14 protein-coding genes are annotated in these 15,769 nt (G+C 62.2%); 12 read left to right on the plus strand and 2 right to left on the minus strand.

Annotated elements, in window-relative coordinates; translation table 11 throughout:
- Nucleotides 1–14: 14 nt before the first annotated feature.
- Nucleotides 15–2,396, minus strand: coding sequence for a phosphoketolase (locus LB535_RS01975; protein WP_224630968.1), 2,382 nt, complete (start codon nt 2,394–2,396; stop codon nt 15–17).
- 514 nt (nt 2,397–2,910) lie between these two features.
- Here LB535_RS01975 and LB535_RS01980 point away from each other — a divergent pair.
- The 3 genes from LB535_RS01980 to LB535_RS01990 all read left to right on the plus strand — a co-directional run bounded on the left by LB535_RS01980 (nt 2,911) and on the right by LB535_RS01990 (nt 5,161).
- Complete coding sequence (locus LB535_RS01980) at nt 2,911–4,110, plus strand: NnrS family protein (RefSeq protein WP_224631183.1); 1,200 nt, start codon at nt 2,911–2,913, stop codon at nt 4,108–4,110.
- Between the two features lie 188 nt (nt 4,111–4,298).
- Entirely contained in the window at nt 4,299–4,760 is a 462-nt protein-coding gene (locus tag LB535_RS01985; RefSeq protein WP_224630969.1) for a group III truncated hemoglobin, read from the plus strand.
- 44 nt (nt 4,761–4,804) lie between these two features.
- Nucleotides 4,805–5,161 (plus strand): ion channel, encoded by a 357-nt coding sequence (locus LB535_RS01990; RefSeq protein ID WP_224630970.1) that lies wholly within the window; start codon nt 4,805–4,807, stop codon nt 5,159–5,161.
- A gap of 89 nt (nt 5,162–5,250) precedes the next feature.
- Here the strand turns inward: LB535_RS01990 and hemN are convergent, their stop codons facing one another.
- A complete protein-coding gene (gene hemN, locus LB535_RS01995) occupies nt 5,251–6,582 on the minus strand; it encodes an oxygen-independent coproporphyrinogen III oxidase (protein ID WP_224630971.1) in 1,332 nt (443 codons plus the stop codon).
- A 259-nt stretch (nt 6,583–6,841) separates the two neighbouring features.
- Between hemN and ccoN the strand changes: the two genes are divergently transcribed.
- From ccoN to LB535_RS02040, 9 genes are all read left to right on the plus strand, one after another.
- Nucleotides 6,842–8,452 (plus strand): cytochrome-c oxidase, cbb3-type subunit I, encoded by a 1,611-nt coding sequence (ccoN, locus tag LB535_RS02000; protein WP_224630972.1) that lies wholly within the window; start codon nt 6,842–6,844, stop codon nt 8,450–8,452.
- 10 nt (nt 8,453–8,462) lie between these two features.
- A complete protein-coding gene (gene ccoO, locus LB535_RS02005; RefSeq protein ID WP_224630973.1) occupies nt 8,463–9,194 on the plus strand; it encodes a cytochrome-c oxidase, cbb3-type subunit II in 732 nt (243 codons plus the stop codon).
- A 13-nt stretch (nt 9,195–9,207) separates the two neighbouring features.
- Complete coding sequence (locus tag LB535_RS02010; RefSeq protein ID WP_140541799.1) at nt 9,208–9,357, plus strand: cbb3-type cytochrome c oxidase subunit 3; 150 nt, start codon at nt 9,208–9,210, stop codon at nt 9,355–9,357.
- A 2-nt stretch (nt 9,358–9,359) separates the two neighbouring features.
- Nucleotides 9,360–10,223: a cytochrome-c oxidase, cbb3-type subunit III gene (gene ccoP, locus LB535_RS02015; RefSeq protein ID WP_224630974.1), complete on the plus strand. Its 864-nt coding sequence runs from the start codon at nt 9,360–9,362 to the stop codon at nt 10,221–10,223.
- 168 nt (nt 10,224–10,391) lie between these two features.
- Entirely contained in the window at nt 10,392–11,951 is a 1,560-nt protein-coding gene (gene ccoG, locus LB535_RS02020) for a cytochrome c oxidase accessory protein CcoG (protein ID WP_224630975.1), read from the plus strand.
- Nucleotides 11,948–12,463, plus strand: a complete 516-nt coding sequence (locus LB535_RS02025) for a FixH family protein (RefSeq protein ID WP_224630976.1) — start codon at nt 11,948–11,950, stop codon at nt 12,461–12,463. Before ccoG ends, LB535_RS02025 begins: the two co-directional genes overlap by 4 nt.
- Nucleotides 12,460–14,745 (plus strand): cation-translocating P-type ATPase, encoded by a 2,286-nt coding sequence (locus LB535_RS02030; protein WP_224630977.1) that lies wholly within the window; start codon nt 12,460–12,462, stop codon nt 14,743–14,745. Before LB535_RS02025 ends, LB535_RS02030 begins: the two co-directional genes overlap by 4 nt.
- Nucleotides 14,742–14,918, plus strand: coding sequence for a cbb3-type cytochrome oxidase assembly protein CcoS (ccoS, locus tag LB535_RS02035; RefSeq protein WP_224630978.1), 177 nt, complete (start codon nt 14,742–14,744; stop codon nt 14,916–14,918). The genes LB535_RS02030 and ccoS overlap by 4 nt, the downstream gene beginning before the upstream one ends.
- 60 nt (nt 14,919–14,978) lie before the next feature.
- Nucleotides 14,979–15,680: a CBS domain-containing protein gene (locus LB535_RS02040; protein WP_224630979.1), complete on the plus strand. Its 702-nt coding sequence runs from the start codon at nt 14,979–14,981 to the stop codon at nt 15,678–15,680.
- Nucleotides 15,681–15,769: the final 89 nt, after the last annotated feature.

A 15,769-nucleotide genomic window follows, 5' to 3' on the forward strand; every position in this document is an offset into this window, starting at 1 on the left:
CGCTTCGGCATCGGCTACTGCTCCCATTTCCAGCCGAGGATCTCCGGCATGTCCTGCCCGTGCTCGCGGATATAGGCCCGGTGCTCGATCAGCTTGCCTTCCATGGCCTGTTTCAGCTGGATATGCGCACCGGCCGGCTCGGGAATGCGGTCGAGCACGCCGAGCACCAGATGATAGCGGTCGAGCCCATTAAGCACGGTCATGTCGAAGGGCGTTGTCGTCGTCCCCTCCTCATTGTAGCCGCGCACGTGGATGTTGTCGTGATTGGTCCGCCGGTAGGTCAGGCGATGGATGGTCCAGGGATAGCCGTGATAGGCAAAGATGACGGGCTTGTCGCTGGTGAACAAAGCGTCGAATTCGCGATCCGACAGCCCGTGCGGATGGTGTTCCCGTGGCTGCAGGGTCATCAGGTCGACGATGTTGACCACACGGACCTTGAGGCCGGGAATGTGGCGCCTCAGGATTTGAACGGCGGCCAGCGTCTCGAGCGTCGGCACGTCTCCGGCGCAGGCCATCACCACATCCGGCTCGGCCCCGCCGTCGGTCGACGCCCAACCCCATATGCCGATGCCGGCGTTGCAATGGACTTTCGCCTCGTCGGTGGACAGCCACTGCCAGGAATTGGCTTTGCCGGCGACGATGATGTTGATGCGGTTCCATGTCCGCAGCACATGATCCGTCACGCAGAGCAGGCTGTTGGCATCCGCCGGCAGATAGACGCGCACGACATCCGCCTTCTTGTTCAACGCTACGTCGATGAAGCCCGGATCCTGATGGCTAAAGCCGTTGTGCTCCTGCTGCCAGACATGGCTGGACAACAGATAGTTCAGCGAGGCGATCGGCCGCCGCCAGGCAAGCTTGCGGCAGGCATCGAGCCATTTCGCATGCTGGTTGAACATGGAATCGACGATATGCGTGAAGGCCTCGTAGCAGGAAAAGAAACCGTGGCGCCCGGTGAGCAGGTAACCCTCCAGCCAGCCCTGGCAGGTATGCTCGGATAGAATTTCCAGAACCCTGCCTTCTCGACCGAGATGCACGTCCTCGGGCAGGATCTCTTCCATCCAGGCACGCTCCGTCACCTCGAAGACATCCTGCAGCCGGTTCGATGCCGTTTCATCGGGCCCGACGATGCGGAAGTTCCTGGTGCCTTGATTCAATGCCATGACGTCACGCAGGAAACGGCCCATCACACGGGTCGACTCCGCCTTGACGCCGCCGGGCCGCTCGACCGGGACGGCGTGCTCTTGCAAGGCGGGCAGTTCCAGGGACCGGCGCAGCAGGCCGCCATTGGCATGCGGGTTGGCGCTCATGCGCCTTTCACCCTTTGGCGAGGTAGCGCGGACTGCAGCCACCGGCGCGCCGGCGGCATCGAAAAGCTCTTCGGGCCGGTAGCTTCTCATCCATTCCTCGAGCATCTTCAGATGCGCGGGGTTATCGGCGAGGCCGGAAAGCGGGACTTGGTGGGCGCGCCAGAATCCTTCGGTCTTCAGTCCGTCGACCTCCTTGGGACCGGTCCAGCCCTTCGGGCTTCGCAGCACGATCATCGGCCAGGTCGGCCGCGGCTGCGCGGTCTCCGCGCCGTTGCGAGCCGTGTCCTGAATAGCCTTGATGCGGTCGAGCGCATCGTCGAGCACGAGCGCCATTCGCTCATGCATCCATGCCGGATCGTCGCCCTCGACAAACAACGGCTCGTAACCATAGCCGACGAACAAGGCACGCAGCTCTTCTTCGGGAATGCGGGCGAGAATGGTGGGATTGGCGATCTTGTAGCCGTTGAGATGGAGGATCGGCAGCACCGCGCCGTCAAGCACCGGGTTGAGGAACTTGTTGGAGTGCCAAGACGTGGCAAGCGGTCCGGTTTCCGCCTCGCCATCGCCAACGACACAGGCGACGATCAGATCCGGGTTGTCGAAAGCCGCGCCATAGGCATGCGAAAGCGCGTAGCCAAGCTCGCCGCCTTCATGGATCGAGCCGGGCACGTCGGGAGCGGCATGGCTTGGGATGCCGCCCGGAAACGAGAATTGCCGGAAAAGCTTCTTCATTCCCGCCTCGCCCGGCGCGACGTCCGGATTGATCTCGCTGTAGGTGCCTTCAAGGTAGCTGTTGGCAACCATCGCGGGTCCGCCATGACCCGGACCGCAGACATAGATGACATTGGCGTCGCGTTGCCGGATCACTCGGTTCAAATGCGCATAGATGAAACTGAGGCCCGGCGATGTGCCCCAATGGCCGAGCAGCCGCGGCTTGACGTGCTCCAGCCGAAGCGGCTCGCGAAGCAGCGGATTGTCGAGCAGATAGATCTGCCCGATGGTCAGATAATTGGCGGCACGCCAGTAGGCATCGATGTCGTGCAGTTCCTGTGCGGACAAGCGATTGGTGCTGGGACGCTCGGTCATTTTCCGACTCCTTCGCTGGTGCCAGACCCACCCGGCTGAAGCTGAACGCTTGAAGGCCGCCGCCGGTTCACCGCTGGTCGGTGTCAACAACGGGCGATTTCGATTTACCCGTACAAGACCGATCGAGCTTTGATCCATCGCAAATGCCGGTCGTGTGCGACCAAATTCCAAAGCCCGGTTGTATGGTAAGACAGCGCCGTCTTTGTTTCAGAGCAATGAACGCGTCGTGTGGCTCAGGCAGATTATTGCATCCAAATGCGGACAATTTGCATGAAGCGCAAACTGAACGGCGATGCGACGATGGACGGGATCATGCGCGCGACCCCGGCATCAACGCGCTCAAGGCCCTGCGACCGGACTTTGTCACGGACGGCAGCCCATCGACAAGCGAAGCCTCCCGTCGCTGCCGTCGGCATTCACGCGCCTGTTTGATCCAACGCAAGTTCCATCCTTCGGGGCCGGGATAGAAATGGGCTCGAACAGGCACCTCGCCTGGTCTCCGATGAGGCATGCCATGGCAATTCCGCGGACGCGGCCAAGCGTCTATCCGGCAATTTTCTCCTACGGGTTCCGCCCCTTCTTTCTGCTCGGCTCGCTGCAGGCAGGCACCGCTATACTTTTTTGGTTGCCTCTCTATTACGGCAAGCTCGAGACCTTCAGCTCCTTCCTGCCCGTGGACTGGCATGTTCACGAATTGCTCTTTGGCTATCTGCCGGCAGTTGTGACGGGCTTCCTGCTGACCGCAATTCCGAATTGGACCGGGCGGCTTCCAGTTCAGGATCTCCGCTTGGTGGCACTCGTGCTGCTTTGGATTGCGGGCCGGGCGGCCGTGTTCTTTTCGGCGGAAATGGGCTGGCTCCTGAGCGCCGTCATAGACTGTTCCTTTCTTCTGGCGGTGGTGGCTGCCGCCGCGACGGAGATCGTCGTCGGGCGAAACTGGCGGAACCTCAAGGTGCTGGTGCCGGTCGCGACCCTTTTTGCGGCAAATGTCATGTTTCATGCCGAAGCGCATTACCAGGGGATCTCCGACATGAGCCGGCGCCTCGGTCTTGCAGCGGTTGTCCTCCTCGTCATGATTATCGGCGGGCGGATCATTCCGAGCTTCACCCGCAACTGGCTGGTTCGCGAGAAGCCGGGCCGGCTTCCGGCATCGTTCGGCAAGTTCGATGTCGGAACCATCGCGCTGTCGGCTGTCGCGCTCGCCGCGTGGACGTTTTTTCCCGACGCCGTTGCAGCCGGCGTCTTGCTGGTCACCGCCGCGATCTTCAACGCCGTCCGGCTTGCCCGCTGGGCGGGCTATCGGACGCTGCCAGACCCTTTGGTTCTGATCCTGCATGTTGCCTTCGCCTTTGTGCCGGTTGGACTTCTGCTTGCCGGCTTGAGCGTCCTCGTCCCGGAAAGAATCACGGCGATGGCCGGCATTCATGCCTTTGCGGTGGGAGCGATCGCCTCCATGACGCTTGCTGTCATGGCCCGCGCCACGCTTGGCCACACGGGCCGCGAATTAAGGGCAAGCGCCGGCACCTGCGCGGTTTTCGTCGCCATCATCGTTGCCGCCATCCTGCGCGTGGCCGCCGCCATGATGCCTGCCATGGCAATTCTCCTCCATCTGTCGGCGGCGTTCTGGGCCGCGGCCTTCATCGGCTACGCGGTCCTGTTCGGCGGCATGCTGATGCGGCCGCGACTCGATGCGCGCAGCAGGACTCTCTCTTGAGGAAGCGCATGTTGTGGAGGGTTTCCACCGGGCCTACATGTCGAACGACATCCGCGACGGCAGCGGCGCGATTGTCTGGTCGGCGGGCCGACTGACATTTAGACCTCCCATGTCCGTGACCGCCGCCGCTGCGGGTCGCCACTCATCGCCTGGGATTGACCTGAGTTCTCGAGAAACAAGGAACCTGTATGACTTCGAAGTTCCTCTTGCTTGACAGGGTTCGCCCTGCCGCCGAACAGCCTCTGCTTCGCCCCGGCGTCGATCGGGCATCGATCGGAAAACTGGTTCGCGAATTCTATTCCAGGGTGAGAAAGGATGGGCGGCTCGGGCCTATCTTCGCCGGCGAGATTGTCGGCGATTGGGAGCCTCATCTGGAGAAGATGACGGACTTCTGGTGCTCCGTCATCTTGAAGAGCGGCGACTATAACGGGCGGCCGGTGCCCGCTCACCTGAAGCTCAAGGACGTCACCGAAGCCGATTTCGATATCTGGCTGGCTCTCTTTCGCGAAACGGCGGCAGAGCTGTTTGCGCCCGATATCGCGTCGGTGTTTGTCGAGCGGGCGGAGCGGATAGCGGCGAGCCTGAAGCTCGCCATGTTCTTTCGGCCCGGCTCCACCGCTGCCCTGTCAAATGCTGCGGGCTCGGCTTGATTTTGCGCAAGGACTGCAGCTGCCGGGGTGCGTAGTTTCCCCGGATGATCCTTAACCTCTGCATCGGCACGATCGTCATCAGCCTGACGGTGCTGATCCACACTTTCGGTCTTATCGCGATCACGCGCATGATGGCGCATCTTGTTCCGCTCTTGCGCATGCATGGTCGGCGGAGCCGGATCATCGCCATGATCAGCGTGGTGATGGGACTTTTCGCGGTCATGACGGCGGAAGTCTGGCTTTGGGCCGGTCTGTACCGACTGCTCGGAATCCTGAGCGATTTCGAGACGGCGCTCTACTTTTCGACCATCACCTTTTCGACGGTTGGCTACGGAGATGTGGTGCCTGCCCATGGCTGGCGCATCCTGGCGGCGCTGGAAGGCACAACGGCTTTCTGCTGATCGGCTGGTCGACTGCCTATCTGATAGCGGCCGGCACGCGCGTCGGTCCCTTCAAGGTCGGCGAGCACTTCTGATGCGCAGTTCCGGCCTCAAACCGCTAACGAGTGCCTGCCGGTTCCATTGTCGAGATATTTGTCGAACTTGGCCGCCACCGACCTGACGAACGGACGGCTTTCCTCCGGCACGACGAAGTTTTCGCCATCGAGCCGAAGGTGTTGACCGCCGCCGCTGATAGCCAACCGGCTCGCTTCGCAGAGCAATGTTTGGCCGACCGCTCCAAAGCGTTCGATAAGTTCCATCGCCGAGAAGGCGAAGCTGCACATCAGGCGCTCGATGACCCAGCCTCGCGCCAGATCATCGAGGCTGAACTCGATCCCCCGCGCTATTGCCAGCCGTCCGGAATTCACGACCTTTTCGTACTCGCCGGTGGCAACGATATTTTGCGCATGACCCTGGCGGAACCGGCTGATCGAGGAGGGACCGAGGCCGATCAGGGTTTCGCACTGGTCTTCGGTATAGCCCTGGAAATTGCGGCGGATCTTGCCCGCGCGCGCGGCAACCGCCAGCATGTCCTGCGGCCTGGCGAAATGGTCCAATCCCAATGCCTCATAGCCGGCATCGACAATCAGCCGCGCGGCAAGCTGCGACTGCGCCAGGCGCGCGGTGGAGTCGGGCAGCCAGGCTTCATCGATCATCGTCTGGTGCTTCTTGAACCACGGCACATGCGCGTAGCCGAATAGGGCAAGCCTGTCCGGCGCCAGGGTCAGCGCCTGGGTGACCGTCGTCGCTACGCTCTCGCAGGTCTGGTGCGGCAGCCCGTAGAGCAGATCCAGGTTGACGGAAAGAACGCCCCGCGCACGCACCGCATCGACAATGCCTTTGGTCAGCGCGAAACTCTGCTCGCGATTGATCGCCTTCTGCACCCTGGGATCGAAGTCCTGGACACCAAGGCTCGCTCGCGTCATGCTGATGGCCGCGAAGGCGTCGAGTCGCCCCTCGTCCATATCGTTTGGGTCGATCTCGACGCTGAGGCTGGCATCGTCGAGGAAGTCGAACCGATCCCGCAATGCGTTTCCAAGCATGAGGATGTCTTCGGGCTTGAGCATTGTCGGGGAACCGCCACCAAGGTGAACAGCTCGGACCCTGCCCCTGCCGCTCACAAGGCGGCCGACCGTTTCGATCTCCTTGTGAAGCGAACGCAGGAAGGTGGCGACGGGCGCATAGTGACGCGTCTGCTTGGTATGGCAGGCACAGAACCAGCACAGACGGTCGCAATAGGGGATGTGCACATAGAGCGATATCTCGTCATCGCCCTCCAGCGCATTCATCCACCCGCGAACCGTCACTGCGTCAACACCGGGATGAAAGTGGGGTGCCGTGGGATAGCTCGTGTAACGCGGCACGTTGTCGCCAAGGGCCATAGTGTGAGTTGGGCTCGGGGAATGGACAGGAGCGGCGGGAGCGGTCATGACGGCCAAACTGCCCGAACGACGCCGGCAAGACCTTGATTTCGATCAAGGCAGCCACTGCCGAGGCCGTGCTCCAGCGGTCGCTGCAACCCTCCCCAAACAAAAGCCCTTCACGTTTGACTTGAATCAAGGCCCGGCAACGGAAAATCCCGAAATGGTGCCGCGAGCGGGAATTCCGCCGAACCCTTCGAGACGAGATCGGGAACTTGCGATGAAATATGGCACGGAGATGGTCCTTCTAAGCCTGTTTGCGTTTGGCGCCGTTGTAGCCGCCGGCTTCGGCGTGGATGAACCTTTCCGCCAGCATATGTGGGTTTTGTTCTTCGCCGTCGCTGGCTTCACCGCGATCCTGCTGCGCAACTCGGACTTCAAGCCAGCGTTGCCGGTCGACCCGGAAGCTTACATGGATGGACCGGTCCGCTACGGCGCCATCGCGACGATGTTCTGGGGTGTCGTCGGCATGCTGGTCGGCGTCGTTATCGCGCTTCAGCTCGCTTTCCCCGATCTTAACATCCCACCCTGGTTCAATTTCGGCCGTCTGCGTCCGCTGCACACCTCCGGCGTCGTCTTTGCCTTTGGTGGCAACGCGCTGATTTGCACCTCGCTTTACGTCGTCCAACGCACCTGTCGAGCGCGGCTGTTCGGCGGCAATCTGGCCTGGTTCGTTTTCTGGGGATATCAGCTTTTCATCGTCATGGCCGCGACCGGATACCTGCTCGGCATCACCGAGAGCCGCGAATACGCCGAGCCGGAATGGTATGTCGACATCTGGCTGACGATCGTCTGGGTCGCGTATCTGATCCTTTTCCTTGGCACCATTTTGAAGCGCAAGGAACCGCACATCTACGTCGCCAACTGGTTCTACCTGTCCTTCATCGTCACCATCGCGATGCTGCACGTCGTCAACAATCTGTCGATGCCGGCTTCGTTCCTGGGATCGAAGAGCTATTCGGCCTTCTCAGGTGTCCAGGATGCGCTCACCCAATGGTGGTACGGGCACAATGCGGTCGGCTTCTTCCTCACCGCGGGCTTCCTTGGCATGATGTATTACTTCGTGCCCAAGCAGGTGAACCGGCCGGTCTATTCCTACCGCCTGTCGATCATCCACTTTTGGGCGCTGATCTTCCTCTACATCTGGGCGGGTCCGCACCACCTCCACTACACCGCCCTGCCCGATTGGGCTCAGACGCTGGGCATGGTGTTCTCGATCATGCTGTGGATGCCCTCCTGGGGCGGCATGATCAATGGCCTCATGACCCTCTCCGGGGCCTGGGACAAGATCCGCACGGATCCGATCGTCCGCATGATGGTTGCGGCCATCGCGTTCTACGGCATGTCGACTTTCGAAGGGCCGATGATGTCGATCAAGACCGTCAACTCGCTGTCCCACTATACGGACTGGACAATCGGCCACGTCCATTCAGGCGCGCTCGGCTGGGTCGGCCTGATCTCGTTCGGCGCCATCTACTACATGGTGCCGAAGCTATGGAACCGACCGCGGCTCTACTCGACGCGGCTTGTCACCTGGCACTTCTGGCTGGCGACGCTGGGAATCGTCGTTTACGCGGCCGTCATGTGGGTGTCCGGCATCATGCAGGGCCTGATGTGGCGCGAGTACGACGAACAAGGGTTCCTCGTCTATTCCTTCGCCGAGACCGTTGCTGCCATGCACCCCTACTACGTCATGCGCGCCACCGGCGGCGCCATGTATCTCGCCGGCGCTCTGATCATGGCCTGGAACATCACCATGACCATCCGCGGCTACCAGCGCGAGGAACAACCTCTGCCGGGCGCCGCGCCCGCCCTCCAGCCTGCCGAATGAGGAGCCAGACATGGGCCTGATGGACAGACACGCTCTGATCGAGAAGAACGCAACACTGCTTCTCGTCGGATCCCTGCTGGTCGTGACAGTCGGCGGCATCGTCGAGATCGCGCCGCTCTTCTATCTCGACAACACGATCGAAAAGGTCGACGGCATGCGGCCTTACTCGCCGCTGGAGCTGGCCGGTCGCAACATCTATGTGCGCGAGGGCTGCTATCTCTGCCATAGCCAGATGATCAGGCCGTTCCGGGACGAGGTGGAACGCTACGGCCACTACAGCCTGGCGGCGGAGTCGATGTACGATCACCCGTTCCAGTGGGGATCCAAGCGGACCGGACCCGATCTCGCTCGCGTCGGCGACCGCTACTCCAACAGCTGGCATGTCCAGCACCTTAGCGATCCGCGTTCCGTCGTGCCCGAGTCGGTCATGCCGAGCTACGCGTTCCTGAAGGACACCCCGATCGAGGTGAAGAACTTCTCGACGCATCTCGTCGCCAACAGGCGCGTCGGTGTCCCCTACTCCGACGACATGATCGCCAATGCCAATGCGGATCTGGCGGCGCAGGCCGATCCCAATGCGGACACGTCAGGCCTGGAGAAGAGGTACCCGAAGGCCAAGGTCGGCGACTTCGACGGCAACCCCCAGCAGGTCACCGAGATGGATGCCCTGGTGGCCTATCTCCAGATGCTCGGCACCTTGGTCGATTTCAAGAACTACGACGAAGCAGCCGGCTACCGCTGAGGAGAAACAACCGATGGACTACAATTTGATGCGGGAGTTTGCCGACAGCTGGGGGCTGCTCGCAATGGCCCTGTTCTTTGTCGGCTGCATTGCTTTTGCGTTTCGCCCGGGCGGCAAGTCGCATGCCGATCACGCCGCGCAGATTCCTCTCCAGGACGACTGATCATGAGCAACGAGCATGTCGACGAAATCTCCGGCGTCACGACCACCGGCCATGAGTGGGACGGGATCAAGGAGCTCAACAATCCCCTGCCGCGCTGGTGGGTGATAACCTTCTACATCACCATCGCCTGGGCGGTCGCCTACACGATTGCCTATCCCGCTTGGCCGATGCTGAGTTCCGCCACCAAAGGCGTCCTGGGCTTTTCCAGCCGCAACGATATCAAGAACGAGATGGCGGCCGCGGAAGCCACCAAGGCCAAATATGTGGCGGCAATACAATCCAAGACTGTTTCGGAGATCGCCGCCGATGACGCATTGCGCGAATTTGCGGCCGCGGCGGGCGGTGCCGCATTCAAGGTCAATTGTGTGCAGTGCCACGGCTCCGGCGCCCAAGGATCGACAGACTTTCCGAACCTCAACGACGACGATTGGCTTTGGGGTGGCAAGGCGGAGCAGATCCAGCAGACGATCACCCACGGAATCCGGTTCGCGGCTGATGCCGATACCCGCCAGTCCGAGATGCCTGCCTTTGCCGATGTGCTCAAGCCGGAACAGATCGCCGAGGTCAGCGCCTTTGTCGCCAGCCTTTCGGGACCGCTGCGGGACAAAACCCTGATCGAGCCCGGCGCCAAGGTTTTCGCGGACAATTGCGCGGCCTGCCACGGCGACAACGCAAAGGGCAACAGGGACCTCGGAGCACCCGATCTGACGGATGCGATCTGGCTCCACGGTTCCGGCGAAGCCGCGATTGCTTCTCAGGTGCGCACGCCGAAGAACGGCGTGATGCCCGCCTGGGTCGGCCGGCTCGGCGAGACGTCGGTCAAGGAACTGGCTGTCTATGTCCATTCGCTTGGCGGCGGAGAATAGGAGCGGGGCCTATTCTCGGCCCTCAGCCGCTCAAGCGACGAGGCCCGGCCATGCCGGGCCTCGACTTGCTTCTGATGACTTAATTTGACCTGCATCAACGCGCCGCGCGCGAGCGATTGCAACACTGCTGAAGACAGGCGGCGTCATCCGCCGCGATTGGAGATCGTCGTGCTGGATCAGACGCAGGTGGAACGGCTCGATGCCGAAGCGGTCAACTCTGCAAAGACGCGACCGCCGCTTTACGCCGCGCGCAAGAAGATCTTTCCGAAGCGGGCCTCCGGCCGTTTCCGCCAGTTCAAATGGCTGGTGATGGCGATCACGCTCGGCATCTATTACCTGACGCCATGGCTGCGCTGGGATCGCGGCCCGTTTGCGCCCGATCAGGCCGTCCTCATCGACCTGGCCAATCGCCGGTTTTATTTCTTCTTCATCGAGATATGGCCGCAGGAATTCTACTACGTCGCCGGCCTTCTCATGATGGCGGGGGTGGGTCTTTTCCTGATCACATCGACGGTCGGGAGAGCCTGGTGCGGCTATGCCTGCCCACAGACCGTCTGGGTGGACCTGTTCCTTGTCGTGGAACGCGCGATTGAAGGCGACCGCAACGCCCGCATCAAACTGGAAGCCGCACCCTGGAGCGCTCGCAAACTTGTCCTGCGCGCATCCAAGCACGCGATCTGGCTCATCATCGCGGTTGCTACCGGCGGCGCCTGGATCTTCTACTTCGCCGACGCGCCGAAGCTGCTCGGCGAAGTCGCCAACGGGACGGCCGCGCCCGTGGCCTATGTCACCATCGCCGTCCTGACCGGCACCACCTATGTCTTCGGCGGACTGATGCGCGAGCAGGTCTGCACCTACATGTGCCCATGGCCGCGAATTCAGGCCGCCATGCTTGACGAGAATTCGCTGACCGTCACGTATAACGACTGGCGCGGCGAACCGCGTTCGCGCCATGCAAAAAAGGTTCTCGCCGCCGGTTTGCCGGCCGGCGATTGCGTAGACTGCAACGCCTGCGTTGCCGTCTGCCCGATGGGAATCGACATCCGCGACGGGCAGCAGCTCGAATGCATCACCTGTGCGCTCTGCATCGATGCTTGCGATGGCGTCATGGACAAGCTCGGTCGCGAGCGCGGACTGATCTCCTATGCGACACTGGCGGACTACAATGCCAACATGGCGGTGGCGACCGCGGGTGGCACGAGTCCAGTCAATCCATCGCTGGTAAGAACAACGAGCGGCGCTTTCGTCGACGGCCTGGCGCATTTCCATCTAGGCAAGATCTTCCGGTTGCGCACCTACATCTATCTCGGCGCATGGTCGGCGATCGGTCTGGTGCTCGTCTATTCGCTGCTGACGCGCGAACGGCTGGAGCTCAATGTCCTGCATGACCGCAATCCTCAGTTCGTGACGCTCTCGGACGGCTCGATCCGCAACGGCTACACGGTCAAGCTGCTCAATATGATACCCGCGCCGAGGACGATCGAGGTCATGCTGCAGGGTCTCGACGGCGGCGAGATGAGCATTGTCGGTGTCGACCAGGCCCCTAGCCGCTCATTCTCCGTTGCCGTCGAACCCGACCGGCTGAAGACACTCAAAATCTTTGTCAGGCAACCGGCCGATCAGATCAGGAAGCCGGCCCAGAGTTTCGAATTCCGCATCGCCGATAAGGCAAGTTCCGAAACCGCCGAATACACGGCCACTTTCAATGCCCCGGAGATCAGCAGATGAGCGTCGAAACGCGGAAGCCGCGCGAGTTCACAGCCAAGCATATGTTGATCTCCATTCTTGCGTTCTTCGCGGTGGTGATCGGGGTCAACGTCACCATGGCGACGCTCGCCCGGAAAAGCTGGACCGGGCTCGTCGTCGAGAACACCTATGTCGCCAGCCAGCAGTTCAACGAAGAGGCAAGGAAGGGAAGGGCGCAGGCGGCGCTTGGCTGGACAGGCAAGCTGAGCGTCGACTCACGCGAGGTCCGCTACAGCCTTGTCGACAGCAAAGGCAAACCGGTGCCGCTGCGCGGCGTCAAGATGCTGTTCCGGCACCCGGCCTACGAGGCCGAGGACGAAGCCCTGACACTCGCAGCGGTGCCCGGCGGCACGCCGGGGGACACGGATGCCTTTGCCATTCGGCACACGCCTAGAAACGGCGTCTGGATCGTGGAGATCGATGCAGACGCAGGGCTTGCGTCGCCGTTTCGCGATGTTCGCCGTGTCACGATCTCGGATGGGGCTCTGCAATGAGTTGCTGCGCGCCAGGGGCTGAGATGGCATTGGAGGTCGCCGCCGCGGCATCCGCACCGCCGTCGAGCGAGGAGATCAAGCTGGCCAGCCGCTCTCTGGGCGGCGACATGCACCAGACCGACCTGTCGGTGCCGACTGTTCATTGCGGAGCCTGCATACAATCGATCGAGGCCGCGCTCGGCAGGGTCGAGAACATCGAGTCCGCGCGTGTCAACCTGTCGACGAAACGAGTGTCGATACGCTGGCATGGCGACAGCGTCCCGCCATTCTTCGCGGTGCTCGGCCGTCTCGGGTATCAGGCGCACCTGTTCGACACGGAAATTCAGGAGAAGGACAGAACGCTCTCGGAGCTGATCCGCGCTGTCGCCGTGGCAGGTTTCGCAGCAGGCAACATCATGCTGCTGTCGGTATCGGTCTGGTCCGGCGCCGAGGGCGCGACGCGCGATCTGTTTCACTGGCTGTCCGCGTTGATCGCCATCCCGGCCCTCGCCTTCGCCGGCGGCATCTACTTCCGCTCAGCCGCGAACGCGCTGCGCCATGGCCGCATGAACATGGATGTGCCGATCGCGGTGGGTGTGTCGCTGGCTTACGCGATGAGCCTCTACGAGACCATCAACCACGGCGAGCACGCCTATTTCGACGCCTCGGTATCGCTGCTCTTCTTCCTGCTGATCGGCCGCACGCTGGATCATGTGATGCGCGAGCGCGCGCGGACCGCCGTCGATGGTCTGTCAAGGCTCGCGTCGCGGGGCTCGCTTGTCCTGACGGACGATGGCACGCGCGAATACGTGCCGGTCGCCGAACTGATGCCGGGAATGCGCCTGCTCATCGCGGCCGGAGAACGCATACCGGTCGACGGCGACATACTCAACGGAAGCTCCGACCTGGATTGCTCGATCGTCTCCGGAGAGAGTGCGCCAAAGGCCGTCGGCGCCGGCGCCCATGTGCAGGCGGGCACGCTCAACCTGACGGGTCCGCTGACGATGGAGGCAACCGCCGCCGCGAAGGATTCCTTCCTGGCGGAAATGGTTCGACTGATGGAGGCCGCCGAAGGTGGCCGCTCACGCTATCGACGCATCGCCGATCGCGTGTCGGCGCTCTACGCGCCTGTGGTCCATCTGGCGGCCTTCGTGACATTCCTCGGCTGGATGGCCGCATCCGGCAACTGGCACCGCGCCATGACTATCGCCATCGCCGTGCTCATCATCACCTGCCCCTGCGCGCTCGGCCTCGCGGTGCCGATCGTCCAGGTCGTTGCGGCCCGACGTCTGTTCGAGGCCGGCGTCATGGTCAAGGACGGTTCGGCCATGGAGCGTCTCGCCACGATCGACACGGCTGTCTTCGACAAGACCGGGACACTGACGCTCGGGCGCCCAAAACTGGTGAATGTGTCATCGATCGATCCGATCATGCTTGCAATTGCGGCGGACATGGGGGCTCATTCCCGCCATCCGTTCTCGAGGGCAATCGCCAGTTATGCAGGGTATTCCGGCCGGCCCGTTGTCGAAACCGTCAGCGAGCATCCGGGCTTCGGCATTGAAGCCATAACGGAAGGGAATACGTGGCGGCTAGGAAGGCGCGGATGGGCGGGCTGGAAGGCTCGCACCGGCGGGGAAGGCAAACCCGGCGGCCATGGCGGCACGGTGCTCTCAAAGAACGGAAACATCATTGCGTGTTTTGCTTTCGAGGACGCGCTGCGACAAGACGCCAGCGCAGCGATCCGGCAGTTGAAGGACGCCGGAGTGTCGGTCGATATGCTGTCCGGAGATACCGCGAAGGCCTGTGGCGAGGTTGCCAAATCACTGGGTGTCGACAGTTTCGCGCCGGCGCTGCTGCCCTCGGGAAAGGTCGAGTGGATCGAGGCGCTGACCCGCGCCGGACACAAGGTGCTGATGGTGGGCGACGGCCTCAACGACACACCGGCCTTGCGGGCGGCGCATGTTTCGATGGCTCCGGCAACCGCGGCCGACATTGGCCGCCAGGCCGCGGATTTCGTCTTCCTGCGCGAAAGCCTGCTTGCGGTCCCTCTGGCGATGGATGTCTCGCGCAAGGCCGGCCGGCTCATTCGCCAGAACATCGCCATCGCGATCGTGTACAACGCTTTTGCCGTTCCGATCGCCGTTCTGGGCCACGTGACGCCGCTCATCGCGGCGATCGCAATGAGCGCCTCTTCACTGATTGTGATTGCAAATGCGATGCGGCTTCAGGCAACCGCGAAAGCGGCACCTGAAGCTGCGCCGGCCCGGCGCCGCACCGATGTCATCGACGCGGCCCATCCATGACCACACTCGTCTATCTCATTCCCGTAGCCCTGTTCCTGGGAGCGCTCGGTTTGTCTGGCTTCCTGTGGGCCTTGCGCAGCGGCCAGTATGAGGACCTCGATGGAGCAGCAGAGCGGATATTGATCGAGCCTGATCAGCGAGATGGCGGAGGCCGGCAAAACAAACTGACGTAGATCAAGGCGGCGTTGTTCCTGGCGGCCGAGAAAGAGGCTGACGAAAAGCGGGAGATTTCGATGCAGGCTCGGGACATCATGACGACGCCGGTGGTCACAATCACCGCCTCTGCCTCGGTTGCCAAAGCGGCAGATCTGATGCTGACCAGGAACATCCGCTGTCTGCCGGTCGCGGGAGAAGATGGATCGCTGGCCGGCATCATCAGCGAAGGCGATTTCCTGCGCCGGGGCGAGCTTGGCACCAGACCTGCGCGGCCTCGCTGGCTGGAGGTTCTTGTCGGTCCTGGCAAGCTCGCTGACGAGTATGTCCGTTCGAGCGGCCGGCGGGTCGACGAGGTTATGACCACCGGCGTCGTTTCGGCAGTGCCTGGCGCCTCGCTCGCCGAGGTCGTAGACCTTATGGCGACCCACGACGTCAGGAACGTACCTATCCTTGATGCGGGCGAGATCGTAGGCATCGTCAGCCGCTCCGATCTGATGCGTACTCTCCTTCGCACTCTGCCCAAATCAGGCGCTGCGACCGTCAGCGACGAGGTCATCCGCAGGAACATTCTTGCCGCGTTGCGGGGCCAATCCTGGAGCATCGGCGGCGACCTTATCGGCGTCACCGTCAAGAAAGGAGAGGTCGAGCTGAATGGCGCCATCTTCGACGAGCGCCAGCGAAAGGCCGCTGTCGTTGCCGCGGAGAACGTGGCCGGGGTCAAGACAGTCACCGACAAGCTCTTCTACGCCGGACCGTTGTCGGTCGTGCTCGTCTCCTGACGAGCGTCGGCGTTTATCGCCCGATCGTCCCGACCGTGGGCTGCACCGCAACAGGGGAACGGCGCGCCCAGAGCTTCCAGAGTCAAGGT

The sequence above is a fragment of the Mesorhizobium sp. CA10 genome (genome assembly GCF_020165285.1).
Lineage (GTDB): Bacteria > Pseudomonadota > Alphaproteobacteria > Rhizobiales > Rhizobiaceae > Mesorhizobium.